Raw genomic sequence first — 17,236 nt, 5'->3', positions numbered from 1 at the left:
CGGTGGGTTTTGGGTGTTAACTTCAGAGGGTAAAAACATGAAAAGACTGATCATTCCGTTGTTGGCCGGCGCAATGTCGCTGGCCGCGTTCCAGGCCATGGCCGCCGACAAGGTGACCTTGCAGCTGAAATGGGTCACGCAGGCCCAGTTTGCCGGCTACTACGTCGCCAAGGCCAAGGGTTTCTATGAGGCCGAAGGCCTCGACGTCGACATCAAGCCGGGCGGTCCCGATATCGCGCCCGAGCAGGTGATTGCCGGCGGCGGCGCCGACGTCATCGTCGACTGGATGGGTGGGGCGCTGGCCGCGCGCGAAAAGGGCGTGCCGCTGGTCAACATCGCCCAGCCGTTCAAGAAGGCCGGCATGGAACTGGTCTGCCCGAAGGACGGCCCGATCAAGACCGAAGCCGATTTCAAGGGCCATACGCTCGGCGTCTGGTTCTTCGGCAACGAATATCCGTTCTACGCCTGGATGAACAAGCTCGGTCTCAAGACCGAAGGCGGCCCGGACGGTGTCACTGTCTTGAAGCAGAGCTTTGACGTGCAGCCGCTGATCCAGAAGCAGGCGGATTGCATCTCGGTCATGACCTACAACGAGTACTGGCAGCTGATCGACGCCGGCTATAAGCCGGAACAGCTGACCGTGTTCAACTACTCGGCGATGGGCAACGACCTGCTCGAGGACGGGCTCTACGCCTCGGAAGACAAGCTCAAGGATCCGGCCTTCGAAGACAAGATGGTGCGTTTCGTGCGCGCTTCGATGAAGGGCTGGAAATACGCCATCGACAACAATGACGAAGCCGCAGGCATCGTCATGGACGGCGGTGGCCAGGACGAAAACCACCAGAAGCGGATGATGAGCGAAGTTGCCAAGCTGATCGACAATGCCGACGGCAAGCTCGACCCGGCGACTTATGAGCGGACCGCCAAGGCGCTGCTCGACCAGAAGATCATCACCAAGGCGCCGACCGGCGCCTACACCACGGCGATCACCGACAAGGCGATCAAATAAGCCCTAACCGGCTGCAGTCTGATCTTCAAAACGGCGCCTCCGAGAGAGCGGTTCGAAAGAACCGCTCTCTTTCTTTGTTTGATGCATGTCGTTGCCCCCAAACCGCTGCACACTTTTGGGCGACATGCATTTGTCAGAGGCGCCGTTCCTTTATGGTGTTCATGACGAAGCTGGTTTCGATCGAGGCGACGCATTTCAGCCTTGCGATCTTTTCCTTGATGAAGCGCTCGTATTGGTCGAGGCTGCCGGTCACCACCTTCAGCACATAGTCGCGCGATCCGGTGACGAGGTGGCATTCCAGCACCTCCTCCCAGCCGCGGATCGCGTCTTCGAACATGACGATCTCGTCCTCGTTCTGGCGGCTGAGCCTGACGGTGGCGATGGCGACCATACTCCAGCCGAAGGCTGAGGGATCAACCAGCGTGGTGTATCCCCGGATGATGCCGGCTTCCTCCAGCCGCCGCACGCGCCGCAGGCACGGCGACGGCGACAGGCCGATGCGTTCGGCCAGCTCATTGTTGGTGATGCGCGCGTCGGCCTGCAATTCGCGCAGGATTTTGAGATCGAAATCGTCGGCTATCTTCTGCTGCAATTTTGCTCGCTCCCGGCAGTTTGTTGCCGGGATGCAGCCATGCGAGGCCGAAAATAGCAAGGACTGCGCGATGGGGATCGCATAAATTGCCGCGCAGCACCCCCTCAAAAGCTAGGAAAAGCCATGACCGCGCCACGCCCGTCGAAAACCCATATCGGCAACCACAAGCTCCATCCCGAGACGCTGATGCTGAGCTATGGCTTCGATCCGCAGCTGTCGGAAGGTGCCGTCAAGCCGCCGGTCTTTTTGACCTCGACCTTCGTGTTCAAGTCGGCGGAAGAGGGGCGCGACTTCTTCGACTACACGTCGGGCCGCAAGGAGCCGCCGAGCGGCACGGCGTCCGGCCTGGTCTATTCGCGCTTCAACCATCCCAACTCGGAGATCGTCGAGGACCGTCTGGCGGTCTATGAGGGGACCGACGCCTGCATCCTGTTTTCGTCGGGCATGTCGGCGATCGCGACGACGCTGCTCGCCTATGCCCGTCCGGGCGATGTCATCCTGCATTCGCAGCCGCTTTACGGCGGCACCGAGACGCTACTCACGCGCACGCTGTCCGGTTTCGGCATCGGTGCGGTCGGTTTTGCCGATGGCGTTGACGAGAAGGCGGTGCGCTCGGCTGCAGACGCCGCCGTGGCGAAGGGGCGTGTCTCCGTCATCCTGATCGAGACGCCGTCGAACCCGACCAACAGTCTGGTCGATATCGCGCTGATCAGAAAGATCACCGACGAGATTGGCTCCAAGCAAGGGTCGACGCCAATCATCGTTTGCGACAACACGCTGCTCGGCCCGGTGTTCCAGCGGCCGATCGAACACGGCGCCGATGTCTCGGTCTATTCGCTGACCAAATATGTCGGAGGCCATTCCGACCTGATCGCCGGTGCGGCCATGGGGAGCAAGGCGGTGACCAAGCCGATCAAGGCGCTGCGCGGCGCCATCGGCACGCAGCTCGATCCGCATTCCTGCTGGATGCTCGGCCGTTCGCTTGAGACGCTGTCGATCCGCATGGAGCGGGCTAACGACAATGCGCGCCTGGTCGCCGAATTCCTGCGCGATCATGCCAAGGTCGAGAAGGTGCATTATCTGCCGTTCCTCGGTGAGGACACTGCTGCCGGCCGCGCCTACAAGGCGCAGTGCAGCGGCGCCGGCTCGACCTTCTCCTTCGACATCAGGGGCGGCGAGAAGGCGGCCTTCGCCTTTCTCAACGGGCTGCAGATCTTCAAGCTGGCGGTGAGCCTCGGCGGCACGGAGTCGCTCGCCAGCCACCCGGCTGCGATGACCCATTCCGGCATTCCCTTCGATGTGCGCCAGCGCATCGGCGTGCTGGAGACCACGGTCAGGCTTTCGATCGGCGTCGAACACCCGGACGATCTGATCGCCGACCTGACGCAGGCGCTGGCAACGGTCTGAGGGCAGCTCTTCTGGGAGTGGAAAGGGGGCGAGCGATCGCCCCTTTTTTGTTTTCCCGGTCACAAAACCGTGTGTCGGGAAACATTGCGTCGTTCAGACGTTCCGGTTGAGGCATGCGCGCGCCGGGGGAGCCGCGACGCATGTGACATGCAATCGGAGGTTCTTCATGCGCACACAATCCGTCTTGCCGGCGCTTTCGGCGCTGGCGATTTCGACCGCCTTCCTTCTCGCGTCTCCGGCCATGGCCGAGGTGGTGAAATACAAGGCGACGCTCGATGGCAGCCAGCAGAGCCCGCCCGTCACCACCAAGGGCAAAGGCACCGCCACTCTCACGTTCGACACCGCCAAGAAGAAGCTCAGCTGGAACGTCAAATATTCCGGCCTCAGTGGGCCGGCGACGGCTGCGCACATTCATGGCCCGGCGGTGATGGGTGCGAACGCGGCGCCCGTGATCCCGTTCAAAGGCAAGCTCAAGAGCCCGATCAAGGGTTCGGCGGAACTGACGGACGCGCAGGCCGCCGACCTGGCTGCCGGCAACTATTACGTCAATGTCCATACTGCGGCGAACAAGGACGGCGAGATTCGCGGGCAGATCGAGGCGGCGAAGTAGCCCGATCAAACCGACAAAAAGGGGCGGGTGACCGCCCTTTTTCGTCAGGCCTTGTCGCGGATTTGCGTCATCGTCCGGGTCGGCGTGATCGCCTCCGGATCGAGCCTGATTTCGACGATGGCCGGCTTGCCGCTGGCCCGTGCGCGTTCGAAGGCGGGTGCGAAATCGGCGGTCTTCTCCACTGTCTCGCCATGGCCGCCATAGGCGCGGGCGAGGGCTGCGAAGTCGGGGTTTTTCAGGTCGGTGGCGACGACACGGCCGGGATAGTCACGCTCCTGGTGCATGCGGATGGTGCCGTAAATGCCATTGTTGACGACGATGACGATGATCGGCAGGTCATACTGGACGGCGGTGGCGAATTCCTGGCCGTTCATCAGGAAGCAGCCGTCGCCGGCAAAGGCGATCACGGTGCGCTCCGGATGGAGCGCCTTGGCGGCGACCGCGGCCGGCGTGCCGTAGCCCATCGAGCCGGAGGTGGGCGCGCCTTGCGTGGCGAAGCGGCGGAAGCGGTGGAAGCGATGCACCCAGGTGGCGTAATTGCCGGCGCCGTTGGTGAGAATCGCGTCGTCGGGCAGCACCTTTTCCAGGTAATTCATGATCGGTCCCATCTGGACCGGGCCGGGGCCGCTTTCCGGCGGCGTCGACCAGTCGAGATAGGCGGCGTGCGCCTTCGCTGTCTCATCCGCCCAGGACGGCTTGCCGGCCGGCTTGCGTTTGGCAAAAGCTTCGACGAAAGCCGAGGGCGAAGCGTTGATGGCCAGCGTCGGCCGGTAGACGCGGCCGAGTTCACCGGCATCGGCATGGACATGCACCAGCGTCTGGTCGGGGTAGGGGCTTTTCAGCAGCGTATAGTCGGAGGACGGCATCTCGCCCATGCGGCCCCCGATCAGCAGCACCAGGTCGGCCTGCTTGATGGCGGTGGCCAGCTTCGGGTTGATGCCAATGCCGACATCGCCGGCATAGTTCGGGTGCAGGTGATCGAACAGCATCTGCCGGCGGAAGGAGCAGCCGACCGGCAGCGACCAGGCCTCGGCGATGGTGCGTATCTGCTCCACCGCTTCCTCGTCCCAGCGTGTACCGCCGAGGATGACGAAGGGACGCTTGGCCTTTCCGAGCAGCTTCTCCAGTGCGTCGAGCTCGGCTTCGCCGGGGCGGGTTTCGACCGGCGTGTGCGGCAAGGCTGCAGGCGCTTCGACCAGGCTGGTCAGCATGTCCTCAGGCAGCGAGATGACGACAGGACCGGGGCGGCCTGAGGTTGCCACCGCAAAGGCGCGGGTGACGAATTCGGGGATGCGCGCGGCGTCGTCGATCTCGACCACCCATTTGGCGATGTCGCCGAAAAAGCGCTTGTAGTCGACTTCCTGAAAAGCCTCGCGCTCCTTGGCATGGCTGGCGACCTGGCCGATGAACAGGATGACGGGAACCGAATCCTGCATGGCGATGTGAATGCCGGCGGACGCATTGGTGGCGCCGGGGCCGCGGGTGACGAAGCAGATGCCGGGCTTGCCGGTCAGCCGCCCCTGGCAGTCGGCCATCATGGCAGCGCCGCCTTCCTGGCGGCAGACAATGGTGCGGATCGGCGAGTCATGCAGTGCGTCGAGCACGGCGAGATAGGATTCGCCCGGCACGCAGAAGATGCGATCGGTGCCGTTGGCCTCGAGCGCGTCGACAATCAGTTGTCCGCCGGTCTTCATTTTCCAGATTTCTCCAGTTCGGCAAGGATTTCGTCAGTGTGTTCGCCAAGGCGTGGCGAAGGGCGTTCATAGACCAGCGGTGTGCCGGACATCACCATCGGCGCGCGCACCGAGGGCAGACGATTGCCACGGCCATCGTCGAGGTCGAGGCGCATGCCGCGCGCGATGGTCTGCGGATCGGCAAACATCTGGCCGATATTGTTGATCGGGCTCGCCGGCACGCTGGCCGCTTCGAGTTTCGCCAGCAGCGGGTCGCGATCCCAGTCCTTCAGCGTCTCGATCATGTGCTCGCGCAATTTCACCCGGTTGGCGACGCGAGCAGGGTTGGTGGCGAAATCAGGATTCGCTGCGAGATGGTCGAGCCCGACGGCGGCGCAGAATTTGGCGAACTGGCCGTCATTGCCGACCGCGAGGATGACGTGGCCGTCCCTGACCGGCACCACTTCGTAGGGCGCGATGTTCATATGCGCATTGCCCATCTGCACCGGCGACTTGCCGGAGACGAGATAGTTAAGGTTCTGGTTGCCGAGTGCCGAGATCTGGGTGTCGAACAGCGCCATGTCGATGTGCTGGCCATCGCCGGTCTTTTCGGCGTGGCGCAGCGCTGCCTGGATGGCGATGACGGAGTAGAGCCCGGTGAAGATGTCGGAGATGGCGACGCCGGCCTTTTGCGGCTCGCGCCCGACTTCACCGGTGATCGACATCATGCCGGCCATGGCCTGGATGATGAAATCGTAGCCGGCGCGCGGCGCGTAGGGCCCGTCCTGGCCGAAGCCGGTGATCGAGCAATAGACGAGGCGAGGATTGATTGCTTTCAGGCTATCAAAATCGAGCCCGTATTTCTTGAGCCCGCCGAGCTTGAAGTTCTCGATCAGCACGTCGGCCGTGGCGACCAGCCGGCGTACCGTTTCAGCGCCTTCGGCAGTCGAGAAATCGACAGCGATGGATCGCTTGCCGCGATTGCAGGAATGGTAATAGGCGGCCGACAGGTTTTCGCCGTCATGGCTCATGACGAAGGGCGGGCCCCATTTGCGGGTGTCATCGCCGCCATCGGGGCTTTCGACCTTGATGACATCGGCGCCGAGATCGGCCAGCAACTGCCCGGCCCATGGCCCGGCAAGGATGCGGGCCAGTTCGATGACGCGGACGCCTTTCAGTGGAGGTTCAGCCATAAAACACCAGAGCGGGTCGGAACCGCAGCCTCTATCAATCCGGGATGCCGCTGTCACGGGCCTTGCGCTGGGCCAGCGATGTCAGCGTTTCAACACACCATCGGCCCAGGCGGCGAAATCGTCCATGACGGTGTCACGGTTCACCTCGTTCAGACTTTCGTGGCGGGTGTCGGCGTAAACCTTTGAAAGCAGATTCGAAAAACCCATCGCGCGCATGCGTTTGGCGAGATGATCGATGCCCTTGCCGTAGTCGGAAGCCGGATCTTTTTCGCCGCCGACGATGCTGACGGGAAGATCGCGCCTTATGCCGGCAAAGCCGGAATCCTTGCCGCCATTCTGCGCCATCCCCACGACGTCGCGCCACATCGAGATCGAGGCGTCCCAGCCGCACAGTGGATCGGCGATGTATTTGGCCACTTCCGCCTCGTCGCGCGACAGCCAGTCGAACAGCGTCTTGTGGTTGGGCACCGCCTTGCCCCAGGCCTGGAAGGTCAGCCTGGGCAAGATGCGCGAGGGAACGTCGGAGCCGAGCCGGAACCGCTCATAGGCCAGGATGGCGAGCGCGAGCTGACCAAGCAAGCCTTGCGAGAAATTGCCGTTCCAGATCGCGGCGGCATGGACGCGTGGCGAGTGCGCCAACAGATAGTTCAGCGCCACCGACGCACCAAATGAATGGCCGAACAGGATGACCGGCAGGCCGGGCTGCTCCTTTGCGATCAGGTCGTGAACGGCGTCGACATCGGCGATCACCTTGGCGGCGCCGTCACTGCCGGCGAACCTGCCGAGCGGGGCATCGGGCGCCTTGGTCGCGCCGTGGCCGCGATGGTCGTGGACGTAGACTTGGATGCCGCGGGTGCTGAGGTAATCGGCGAAGCGGGCATAGCGCGCCGCGTGCTCGGCCAGGCCGTGGTTGATCTGGATAACGGCGCGCGGAGAGCCGCTGGCGTGCTTCATAAAAAGGTTGAGCGTGGCCCCGGTCGGTGAGGCCAGCGTCGTCTGCTTGTCAAATGCCATATGTCGCTCCCTCAGTGACTGTTGGGCGACCGCAGGACCGACGTCAAGGGGAGGGCGAAATCACCTGGCATCGCCATTGACAGTGTGCTGTCAATTTGGTTATATGACAGCATGCTGTCAAAATAGATCGGGAGAGGAGCATGAAAGCCAATTCGATCGTTTCGCGCCGCGCCGTCCTGCTGGTGAGCTTCGCCTCCGCGATGCTGTTGCCCGGCGTCGCATCCAGCCAAACCAGGGAGATGACCATGAAGACGTCAACCATTGCCGGTCCGCAGGGACGGCTCGCCACTTACGACCTCAAGGCCGGCAACGGCCTGCCGATCCTGTTCGCGCATGGCGATTGCAGCCGTGCTTCGACGTGGAACAGGGTCATGCAGCTCACTGTTGACGGCCGCGAAGTGGTCGCCTTCGACTTTCGCGGCCATGGCGCATCGGCGCCTGCAGCTGATGTCGACTACGGCTATGATGGCCGTGCGGCCGACATCGGCGCGGTGGCCGATGCGTTCGGCCTGAAGCGGTTTGTCCTTGTCGCGCATAGCGGCGGCAGCGGCGCGGCACTCGCCTATGCCTTCGGCCATGCCGACCGGGTCGCCGGCATCTTGCTGGTCGACCCGGCGACCGATCCGCGCGCACTGCCGAAGGAGATCCGCGACGGGTTCGTGCGCGATCTGCCGGGGCCGAGCGGCGGCGATGTGCTGAGCGCTTATTACACCTCGATCGCCGGCTCCAATGCAAATGTCCGCAAACAGGTCCTCGCCGATGCGGCTCTCGTCGATCCGGCGGCACGGGCAGGCGTCGGCAAGGCGCTGGCCGAATGGGATCCGGAACCGACGCTCGACGCCTATCACGGGCCGATCTTCGTGCTGGCCACAGAGGCCAACGACAATGCGGCAGCGCTTTTCCGGCTTCGCAGCGGAATTGGCCATCAAATCGTTGCTGGCTCCGGCCATTGGGTGATGCTTGACAAGCCGGAGGCGGTGGCTGAAGCCGTCAATATTTTCGTTTCCTGCATCGAGGCCGGCCAGAAATGACTGAAAGGACCGAAGCCGCCGACGCACTCACCGAACTCGTGCTTGCGGTGTTTCGGCTGAATGGCGGTTTTCTCGACGCGGCCGACCGGCTGGCGGAGCGCGCCGGTCTGACGGCGGCGCGCTGGCAGGTACTGGGCGCGGTGCTGAAGGAGCCGAAATCGGTTGCCGATATTGCCCGCGACATGGGGCTTGCCCGCCAGAGCGTGCAGCGGCTGGCCGACATATTGGCCGCCGAAGGGCTTGCCGCCTATGCCGACAACCCGGCGCACCGCCGCGCCAAGCTGTTGGCAATCACCGATGCCGGCTGGACAGCGATACGCGATATCGGCACGCGCCAACATGTCTGGGCCAACCGCGTCTCCGACGGCATCGAGACTCGCTCGCTTCAGACTGCGCTGGACCTGCTGCGTGAACTGGCTAAGAGGGTCGAGGAGGGCGAGGCCTGATCGGCGGATCGATTGTTTTTTGCGGCCGGCGAAAGAAATCGTAATTCTGACATGTCGTACGTTTCTAGCTTGCGCTATGACACGCTAGGAGTGCTGGAATGCGGATATCGGCAATAGTGGCTGCGGTGTTTTTTGCGCTGGCCGGCGCGGGCGCGGCGCGAGCCGACGTGAAGATGAGCGGCTCCTTCGTGGCCGATGCCGCATGTCCGGCAACGCAGGCGATCAAGAGTGGCAAGAATCCCGGCAATATCGCGACAACGGCCGGGCAGAGCTACGACCTTCTGGCTGGCAACAAGGATGCGCCGACGCATTATCTCATCCGCGTGCCCGGCGCCGATCCGGAGCGCCGCTGGGTCAAGATCAGCTGCGGCCATGTCACTGGCGGCAGCGCGGCCGCTCAGCCGGCAGCACCTGCCGATCAGGGCAAGCCTGCGGCTTCGGGAAAGCCCGAATATGTCTTTGCGCTGAGCTGGCAGCCGGCTTTCTGCGAAACCAAGTCGAGCAAGCCCGAATGCCAGGCGCAGACCGCGGGCGGTTTCGACGCGTCGCATTTCACCTTGCACGGCCTGTGGCCGCAGCCGAACGGCAACTTTTATTGCCAGGTGCCGGCGAGCGACAAGGCCAATGACAATCCGGCCCACTGGGGCGACCTGCCGCCGGTCGATCTCGATGCCAACACGCGCGCCGAGCTCGACCAAGTCATGCCGGGCACGGCGTCCAAGCTCGAGCGGCACGAGTGGATCAAGCATGGCACCTGCTACGGCAAGAGCCAGCAGGAGTATTTTGCCGAGGCGTTGAACCTGATGCGGGCGGTGAACGCCTCGCCGGTGCGCGAGCTCTTCACCAAGAATGTCGGCAAGCAGCTGACTTCGGACCAGATCCGCAGCGCCTTCGACAGCGCCTTCGGCAATGGCGCCGGCGCGCGGGTGCGCGTCTCTTGCCTGGTCGATCCGTCGAGCGGCAGGCGGCTGATCGGCGAGCTGACGCTCGGCCTGACCGGCCCGATCGACCCGGACAGTTCGCTGGGCAGTCTGATGCTGGCCTCCGCACCGACGACCAAGGCCGGCTGCCCGAAGGGCTCGGTCGATGCGGCCGGGTTCCAGTAGGATATCCGTCAGTCGCTTGGCAGTGACGCGGTGACATGGTCTGGATGCATTTCATGCGACGGGGGTGACGATGAGTGGCATGACATCAGGCGCGCTGGCGCGGCTGGCTTTCTGGGCCAGGGGGATGACCGCAATCCAGGACGGCCGCATGGAATGGCCGGGCTTTTCCTACACAGACGCGGAATGGGCGCGCATGCGTGTGCTCGCCGCGCCGATCGGGGCGGGCCGCTACCAGCTGTTCACTTGGGTCAATGCCGCGATTTTCATTGCCATCGCCGCGCTCGGTATCTTCTGTGTCTTCCTGCCGCTGGCAACCCTCTTGTTTCCGGTGCCGGCCGAGACCAGCGCGCTCAAATTCTCGGCTCTGCTGGCGGCCTGCGCCTTCCTCATCATTGGGCTCGGCCTGCCGATCTCGCTGCGCCTGTCCAGTGCGCTCGTGGCCTCCAGGGAAATGCGCGCCGGGCTCGTCCCTGAAGCCGGCGACGACGCACTGGCGGCAAAAGTGTCCTGGCAGATCAACCGCATCATGCTCATCATGTGCGGCCTGCTGGTGCCGGGCATCCTGCTGTTCATCGCCTATGACATCGATGCCGGTCCGATCATCACTACGCTGAAATGGCTGGCGATTGTGCTGATGGCCGTCTCAGTTGCGGTCGGCGCGTTGCAGCAGCGCAAGCGGAGCCAATAGCGCCAGTACTTCAGCCGCCAATGCCGCGTGTGAGTGTCCGCGCGCCGAAATCTTCGGCGTCGTCCCGCGCTTCGCCGATGACGCGGTCGCGGCCGGTGGACTTGGCCTTGTAGAGGCGTTCATCGGCAAGGGCGAAGAGATCGGCAAGCGAGCCGACCGTCTCGTTGACGGTGGCAATGCCGGCGCTGACGCTGATGTCGAAGCGGTTTGCGCACCCCTTGACGGCATGGCGGATGTTTTCACCAAGCAATCTGGCGACCGGATGCGGTTGCGAGCAAAGGATGGCGAATTCCTCGCCGCCGATCCTGAAAACCTGGTCGTGCGCGCCGGCCGCCTGGGTCAACACCTGGGCGATCGATCTCAGCACCCTGTCGCCCTCGGCGTGGCCGAAGCGATCGTTGATCGATTTGAAATGATCGACGTCGACGATCACTAGGCTGAGCGGCTGGGCCGTGCGCAGGCTGACGGCGACCGAATTTTCGCCATCGCTGTCAAAACGTCCCCTGTGCAACAGGCCGGTGAGGCCGTCGCGGCCGACATATTCGACCAGGGCTTCGTAGCGCTCGCGGTAGGTCAAGGTATCGAAAACGTCGGACAATCCACGCGGTGCCACGACGTGCCGCGTCTCGAACCATCTGAGATAGGCGACCAGCATGGCGCTATAGGTAAGGGCCGCGCCCATTTTGGCGAACCAGCCGCCGAAAAAGACTGCGATCGGCGCGCCGGCGACAAAATGCAGGGCGGTGAAAAAACCGGCCTGGTCGAAGGTCAGCACGCAGGCGACGCAAACCAGGATGCGGGTGAACGGCGCCTTGCGCAGATAGCGCCCGAGCTTTTCGTAGAGCAGGATGATCAGGATGGCGTCGATGAAGAGCAGCGTCGTGCCCCACACCATCAGCCAGCCCATCTGGTCGATGAACCCGATATCGGGAAGCTTACCGCCGGAAAGCGCCGAAATGTCATGCAGACGCAGGATCAGGACAAGCCCGATCATCAGGGCATTGCCAAGCAGCAGGCCATAAATGGGCTGCCGCACCGTGGCCGCGTCTTCCTTCATGTAGAGCAGAAGCAGCATCACCAGCTTGCCAGAAAACAGCACCGCCGAACCCGGCGAGACCATGCCGAACGGCAAAGCGACGTAGAAGACGCTGGCGAGATAGGTTTCCAGGAAATGCATGGCGCCCAGCGCGCAGACGAAGACGCCGAGGCCGATGCGATCCCTGAAGCGGAACAGCGTGACCATGACGCTGAAGTAGACCACAGCTTCGGCAAGGAGCAGGAAACTGTTCAGCACTGCCGTTGGTCCGATCTCACTCTTTCTCGAAATCGCGGAAAGCCAGCGATCGATCCTGTTTTGACGCGGAAGGGTTAAAAGGAGATTTCAGCGTGCCTTGCGGCCGGCGGGAAACTTAACGTGCGGTATACACCTGGCTTGAAATGGCAAAAGCGATTGCCGTTCGGCCCGGCATCGCCTACATAGCGCCCAACCTCCATTCAATCCGACATTTTCGGTCAACTGTCAGGGAAAGCGCGCGTGGCACGCCAGTTCATCTATCACATGGCCGGCCTCAACAAGGCCTATGGCACCAAGAAGGTGCTCGAAAACATTCATCTGTCCTTCTACCCGGACGCCAAGATCGGCATTCTCGGCCCCAACGGTTCGGGCAAGTCGACGATCCTCAAGATTATGGCTGGGCTCGACAAGGAGTGGAACGGCGAAGCCTGGCTCGCCGAAGGCGCCACCGTCGGCTATCTGGCGCAGGAGCCGGCGCTCGATGCGACCAAGACCGTGTTCGAGAACATCATGGAAGGTGTTGCTGCCAAGACCGCCATCATCGAGCGCTACAACGAATTGATGATGAACTACTCAGACGAGACGGCGGACGAGTCCGCCAAGCTCCAGGACGATATGGACCGGCTGAACCTTTGGGATCTCGAACAGCAGGTCGAGATGGCGATGGAAGCGCTGGGCTGCCCGCCCAAGGATGCCGACGTCACCAAGCTTTCGGGCGGCGAGCGCCGCCGCGTCGCGCTCTGCCAGCTGCTGCTGCGCCAGCCGGACCTTCTGTTGCTCGACGAACCGACCAACCATCTTGACGCCGAGACCACGGCGTGGCTGGAAAAGCATCTGCGCGCCTATCCGGGTGCTGTGATGATCATCACCCACGATCGCTACTTCCTCGACAATGTCACCGGATGGATCCTCGAACTCGATCGCGGCCGCGGCATTCCCTATGAGGGCAACTACACCAAGTACCTCGAAGCCAAGGCCAAGCGCCTCAAGCAGGAAGGCCGCGAGGACGACGCCCGCCAGCGCGCCATCGGCCGCGAGCGCGAGTGGATCCAGTCGAGCCCCAAGGCCCGCCAGACCAAGTCCAAGGCGCGTATCCAGGCCTTCCAGGACCTGCTGGATGCGGCCGACAAGCGGCGTCCGACAGACACCCAGATCGTCATCCCGCATGGCGAGCGCCTCGGCAATGTGGTGATCGAGGTCGACGGCCTGTCGAAGGGTTTTGGCGACACGCTGCTGATCGAAGGGCTGGAATTCAAGCTGCCGCCGGGCGGTATCGTCGGCGTCATCGGCCCGAACGGCGCCGGCAAGACGACGCTGTTTCGCATGATCACCGGCCAGGAAAAGCCGGATGCCGGTACGGTTCGCGTCGGCGAGACGGTGAAGCTCGGCTATGTCGACCAGAGCCGCGACGCGCTCGATCCGTCAAAGACCGTCTGGGAAGAAATCTCGGGCGGCGCCGAAGTGGTCAAGCTCGGCAAGTTCGAGGCCAACACGCGCGCCTATTGCGCGTCGTTCAACTTCCGTGGCGGCGACCAGCAGCAGAAGGTCGGCAACCTCTCTGGCGGCCAGCGCAACCGCGTGCATCTGGCAAAAATGCTGAAGACCGGCGGCAATGTGCTGCTGCTCGACGAACCGACCAACGATCTCGATACGGAAACGCTGGCGGCGCTCGAAGACGCGCTGGAAAATTTCGGCGGCTGCGCCGTCATCATCTCGCACGATCGCATGTTCCTCGACCGTCTGGCCACCCATATCCTCGCCTTCGAGGGCGACAGCCATGTCGAGTGGTTCGAGGGCAATTTCGAGGACTACGAGCAGGACAAGATCCGCCGGCTCGGCCCCGAGGCCGTCAACCCGCACCGCATGACCTACAAGAGGCTGACGCGGTAAGGCTGGCACCGATCCGTTGCAGGCGATGTTCGTTTGACCTAAATTGATCGGGTGGAGTCGTCCATGATCACGGTCAAACTGCCGCAGAAAACCGAGAAGCTGCTGGCCGACATGGCAAAAGCCAGCGGCCGCACTGTTGATCAGGTCGCGACCGAAGCGATCCTCGAGGCCATCGAGGATTGGCACGACGCCGCGATCGCGGATGAACGCCTGAAGGACGATGACGGTGTGCGCATTCCGCTGGATGACGTGATGCGGAAACTCGAACGTCGTGAAATCGAGGAGCGTCGCAAGAAGCCTGCCGCTGAATGACCTGGCGTGTCGAGTTCACGCGGCGCGCCGAGATAGACATCGAACGGCTTTCCACGAAAGATCAACGGCGCGTCCTGGAGTTCCTCACTCAAAGAGTTTCGGCGCACCCCAATCCGAGGGCGCTCGCCAAACGCCTGACTGGCACCAAGGAAGAGACCTGGCGGTTTCGCGTCGGCGACTACAGGATCCTTACCCAGTTCCAGGACAGCCGGCTTGTCGTGCTGGTCGTGGAGGTCGGCAACCGTCGTGAGGTCTATCGATGAACAGCACACCAAAAAAACCCGATTGGTCCGCCGCCCAATATCTGAAATTCGAGGATGAGCGCACGCGGCCCGCGCGCGATCTCGTCGCGCAGGTGCCGGTCGATTTTCCGCGCCGGGTCGTCGACATCGGCTGCGGGCCGGGCAATTCGACCGAACTGCTGGTCGAGCGCTGGCCGGATGCCGAGGTTAGCGGGTTCGATAGCTCGCCCGACATGATCGAAAAGGCGAGGGCGCGCCTGCCCAGCGTCAATTTTGACCTCGCTGACGCCTCGACATGGCAGCCGGCCGATCCGGTCAACGTCATCTTCGCCAATGCGGTGTTCCAGTGGCTGCCGACCCATCCGGCGGTTTTCCAGCGGCTGATGGGCTTTCTCGCGCCGGGCGGCGCGCTCGCTGTCCAGATGCCCGACAATCTGCTTGAGCCGTCGCATCAGCTGATGCGCGAGACCGCGGCCGAAATGCCGTTCACCGCCAAGATGGCGGGGGCTGCGCGCGGACCGTTGCCGCCGGTGTCGTTCTACTATGATCTGTTGTCGCCGCTCTCCGACCGGGTGGATATCTGGCATACCTCCTACAATCATCCGCTGGCCGACGCCGAGGCGATCGTCGAGTGGGTGAAGTCGACGGGGCTGAAGCCCTTTCTCGATCCGCTGGCCGACGCCGAGCGCAAGACGTTCCTCGACAGCTACACGGCAAAGATCGCCAAAGCCTATCCGAAGACCGCAAACGGCAAGGTGCTGCTGCGCTTCCCGCGTATTTTCATCGTCGCCAAGCGGGCCGGTTAGTACCTGGCGAACGCAGCCAATGCGCTCGGCTTAAGCCGGCGTAAACCGGCCGGGTGAGAAAAGTGTTGCGCCGAAGCGTTTCGGCGCCCACATGAAAACGACAACGCCTGCGCATGGACGGACTGGATATGCATCGCGTCATCATCAGCGGCATCGGCGTTGAAATCCCTGAAGCCAAGATCACCAATGAAGAACTGGTCACCAGCTTCAATGCCTGGGTCGACACGGAGAATGCGCGCCGGCAAGGCACGGATGAGCCGCTGCTGCAGAAATCCGACAGCGCCTTCATCGTCCATGCCTCGGGCGTCCAGACCAGGCATGTGATCGAGCGGGAAGGCATTCTCGACCCGACCCGGATGGCGCCGCGCATCCCGGCGCGGCCCGACGATGCGCTGTCGCTGCAGGCCGAGTTCGGCGTCGCCGCGGCAAAAAAGGCGCTCGACCATGCCGGCCTGAACCCGTCCGATATCGATCTGGTGATCTGCTCGGCCTCGCACCAGCAGCGGCCCTATCCGGCGATCGCCATCGAAATGCAGGACGCCCTGGGCACCAAGGGTGCCGGCTTCGACATGGGCCTCGGCTGTTCGTCCGCCGCGGCCGCCTTGCACATCGCGGTCAATCTGGTGCGGACGGGCGCGCACAAACGCGTGCTGGTGGTTACACCGGAGATCATCACCGGCCATCTCAATTTCCGCGACCGGCAGACGCATTTCATCTTCGGCGACGCGTCCGTGGCGATGGTGGTCGAGGGGCTGGCCAAGGGCGAGAAACGGCCGGGACGCTTCGAGGTGCTGGACACGCGCACCTGGACGCAGATGTCGAACAACATTCGCACCAATCTGGGCTACCACACCCGCACTGCGCAGGACGATCCCTACATGATCAGCCTCGAGGGCAATCTGATCAAACAGGTCGGCAACAAGGTGTTCAAGGAAGTCACCGTCGCCGGCCACAAATTCATCGTCGAATTCCTGGCCGAACACGGGCTGACGCCGCAAGCCGTCCGGCGCTTCTGGCTGCATCAGGCCAATGCGCGGATGAACGCCATGATCCTGAAGCTGGCCTTCGGCCACGAGGTCGACCACGACCGCGCGCCGATGGTGCTGGAGCGGCTCGGCAACACAGCCGGCGCCGGCGCCATCATCGCGCTGTCGGAAAACCACGCCGATATGAAGCCCGGCGATTTCGGCGTGCTGTGCGCCTTCGGTGCCGGCTATTCGATAGGCGGCGCGCTGCTCAGAATGCTGTAGTCAGGCCGGCGTGAACGGCACCAGCATCGGCACGCGGCGGGCATAGTCGTCATAGGCGCTGCCGAGTTCGCCGCGCAGAAAACGTTCTTCGAGCCTTGCCTTCATGACGATGCCGGCGGTGAGAAAGGCCGCGCCGGCGATGCCCCAGACCGTGCCTTTCGCCGCCATGGTGGCAAGGATGGCCAGCAGCAGCCCGGTGTAGATCGGGTGGCGGACCAGCCCGTAGGGGCCGGTGTCGATGACACGGTGTTCGGCCTTGGCCGTCACCGAGGCCGACCAGAGACGGCCGAGATGCAGCCGCGCCCACCAGGCGAATATCAGGCCAATGGCAATGAGCGCTGCGCAGATCCACGCCTCGGCAAGGGTCGGAAACCAGAACCGCAGCCGGCCGGCATAGCCGTGCGCCGGAATGAACAGCAGCACCGCGCCGATCAACCACAGGGAGCGATAGCGAAACTCCGCCTGGATGCCGGCGCGCTTTTGCGCCGGGTCGGACCAAAAGGCGGCCAGAAACCAGGACACCACCCAGATCAGCCAGAGCAATGCGATTGCCGTACCGGGACGCATGGGAGACCTCCGCCGACTGTCTCACCATGAAGCCGGCGCAGCACGGCGGCAATGCGGCGCAATACGCAACCGGTGCCGCTTTCAGGTAAGAAGATCGTGATCCGCG

Annotated in this window: 18 protein-coding genes; 12 read left to right on the top strand and 6 right to left on the bottom strand. The window is 63.2% G+C overall.

Translation table 11 applies throughout. The annotated features are described in order from the left end of the window. Positions 1-37: 37 nt before the first annotated feature. A complete protein-coding gene (locus AC1DYC_RS10755; protein ID WP_477280423.1) occupies positions 38-1,009 on the top strand; it encodes an ABC transporter substrate-binding protein in 972 nt (323 codons plus the stop codon). Positions 1,010-1,142: 133 nt separating this feature from the next. Here AC1DYC_RS10755 and AC1DYC_RS10750 read toward each other — a convergent pair whose 3' ends face one another. Further along, on the bottom strand, positions 1,143-1,601 hold the full coding sequence (locus tag AC1DYC_RS10750; RefSeq protein WP_477406105.1) for an Lrp/AsnC family transcriptional regulator: 459 nt from the start codon (positions 1,599-1,601) through the stop codon (positions 1,143-1,145). 123 nt (positions 1,602-1,724) lie between these two features. Here AC1DYC_RS10750 and AC1DYC_RS10745 point away from each other — a divergent pair, with 123 nt between their 5' ends. Continuing rightward, positions 1,725-3,008, top strand: a complete 1,284-nt coding sequence (locus tag AC1DYC_RS10745; protein ID WP_477406103.1) for a cystathionine gamma-synthase family protein — start codon at positions 1,725-1,727, stop codon at positions 3,006-3,008. Between the two features lie 166 nt (positions 3,009-3,174). Then, positions 3,175-3,618 (top strand): CHRD domain-containing protein, encoded by a 444-nt coding sequence (locus tag AC1DYC_RS10740; RefSeq protein WP_477406101.1) that lies wholly within the window; start codon positions 3,175-3,177, stop codon positions 3,616-3,618. A 44-nt stretch (positions 3,619-3,662) separates the two neighbouring features. On the opposite strand, the gene AC1DYC_RS10735 is transcribed toward AC1DYC_RS10740, so the two are convergent. From AC1DYC_RS10735 to AC1DYC_RS10725, 3 genes are all read right to left on the bottom strand, one after another. Continuing rightward, positions 3,663-5,312 carry a thiamine pyrophosphate-binding protein gene (locus tag AC1DYC_RS10735; RefSeq protein ID WP_477406099.1) on the bottom strand — a complete coding sequence of 550 codons (1,650 nt, stop codon included), beginning with the start codon at positions 5,310-5,312 and terminating at the stop codon, positions 3,663-3,665. Further along, the gene (locus AC1DYC_RS10730) at positions 5,309-6,484 is read right to left on the bottom strand and encodes a CaiB/BaiF CoA transferase family protein (protein ID WP_477406097.1); all 1,176 of its coding nucleotides are present in this window, start codon (positions 6,482-6,484) and stop codon (positions 5,309-5,311) included. Before AC1DYC_RS10730 ends, AC1DYC_RS10735 begins: the two co-directional genes overlap by 4 nt. Before the next feature lie 81 nt (positions 6,485-6,565). Then, complete coding sequence (locus AC1DYC_RS10725; RefSeq protein WP_477406095.1) at positions 6,566-7,498, bottom strand: alpha/beta fold hydrolase; 933 nt, start codon at positions 7,496-7,498, stop codon at positions 6,566-6,568. A 140-nt stretch (positions 7,499-7,638) separates the two neighbouring features. Between AC1DYC_RS10725 and AC1DYC_RS10720 the strand changes: the two genes are divergently transcribed. The 4 genes from AC1DYC_RS10720 (at position 7,639) to AC1DYC_RS10705 (ending at position 10,769) form a co-directional block, all read left to right on the top strand. After that, the gene (locus tag AC1DYC_RS10720) at positions 7,639-8,529 is read left to right on the top strand and encodes an alpha/beta fold hydrolase (protein ID WP_477406093.1); all 891 of its coding nucleotides are present in this window, start codon (positions 7,639-7,641) and stop codon (positions 8,527-8,529) included. Next, positions 8,526-8,975, top strand: coding sequence for a MarR family winged helix-turn-helix transcriptional regulator (locus tag AC1DYC_RS10715; RefSeq protein ID WP_477406091.1), 450 nt, complete (start codon positions 8,526-8,528; stop codon positions 8,973-8,975). The genes AC1DYC_RS10720 and AC1DYC_RS10715 overlap by 4 nt, the downstream gene beginning before the upstream one ends. Positions 8,976-9,073: 98 nt before the next feature. Next, positions 9,074-10,081 (top strand): ribonuclease T2 family protein, encoded by a 1,008-nt coding sequence (locus tag AC1DYC_RS10710; RefSeq protein ID WP_477406089.1) that lies wholly within the window; start codon positions 9,074-9,076, stop codon positions 10,079-10,081. 70 nt (positions 10,082-10,151) lie between these two features. Then, complete coding sequence (locus AC1DYC_RS10705; protein ID WP_477406087.1) at positions 10,152-10,769, top strand: hypothetical protein; 618 nt, start codon at positions 10,152-10,154, stop codon at positions 10,767-10,769. 10 nt (positions 10,770-10,779) lie between these two features. Here AC1DYC_RS10705 and AC1DYC_RS10700 read toward each other — a convergent pair whose 3' ends face one another. After that, entirely contained in the window at positions 10,780-12,063 is a 1,284-nt protein-coding gene (locus AC1DYC_RS10700) for a GGDEF domain-containing protein (RefSeq protein ID WP_477406085.1), read from the bottom strand. A gap of 240 nt (positions 12,064-12,303) precedes the next feature. Between AC1DYC_RS10700 and ettA the strand changes: the two genes are divergently transcribed. The 5 genes from ettA to AC1DYC_RS10675 all read left to right on the top strand — a co-directional run bounded on the left by ettA (position 12,304) and on the right by AC1DYC_RS10675 (position 16,563). After that, positions 12,304-13,953 (top strand): energy-dependent translational throttle protein EttA, encoded by a 1,650-nt coding sequence (gene ettA, locus AC1DYC_RS10695; RefSeq protein ID WP_477406083.1) that lies wholly within the window; start codon positions 12,304-12,306, stop codon positions 13,951-13,953. A gap of 63 nt (positions 13,954-14,016) precedes the next feature. Further along, positions 14,017-14,265, top strand: coding sequence for a type II toxin-antitoxin system RelB family antitoxin (gene relB / locus AC1DYC_RS10690; protein WP_477406082.1), 249 nt, complete (start codon positions 14,017-14,019; stop codon positions 14,263-14,265). Further along, a complete protein-coding gene (locus AC1DYC_RS10685) occupies positions 14,262-14,528 on the top strand; it encodes a type II toxin-antitoxin system RelE family toxin (RefSeq protein WP_477406080.1) in 267 nt (88 codons plus the stop codon). The genes relB and AC1DYC_RS10685 overlap by 4 nt, the downstream gene beginning before the upstream one ends. Then, positions 14,525-15,313, top strand: a complete 789-nt coding sequence (tam, locus tag AC1DYC_RS10680) for a trans-aconitate 2-methyltransferase (protein WP_477406078.1) — start codon at positions 14,525-14,527, stop codon at positions 15,311-15,313. The genes AC1DYC_RS10685 and tam overlap by 4 nt, the downstream gene beginning before the upstream one ends. Positions 15,314-15,441: 128 nt before the next feature. Continuing rightward, positions 15,442-16,563: a beta-ketoacyl-ACP synthase III gene (locus AC1DYC_RS10675; RefSeq protein ID WP_477408247.1), complete on the top strand. Its 1,122-nt coding sequence runs from the start codon at positions 15,442-15,444 to the stop codon at positions 16,561-16,563. On the opposite strand, the gene AC1DYC_RS10670 is transcribed toward AC1DYC_RS10675, so the two are convergent. Further along, positions 16,564-17,130, bottom strand: a complete 567-nt coding sequence (locus AC1DYC_RS10670) for a methyltransferase family protein (RefSeq protein WP_477406076.1) — start codon at positions 17,128-17,130, stop codon at positions 16,564-16,566. Positions 17,131-17,236: the final 106 nt, after the last annotated feature.

The organism is Mesorhizobium sp. P2_E7, assembly GCF_056403855.1.
Note: the sequence above shows the minus strand (reverse complement) of the source record. Positions and strands in the feature narration are given on the sequence as shown.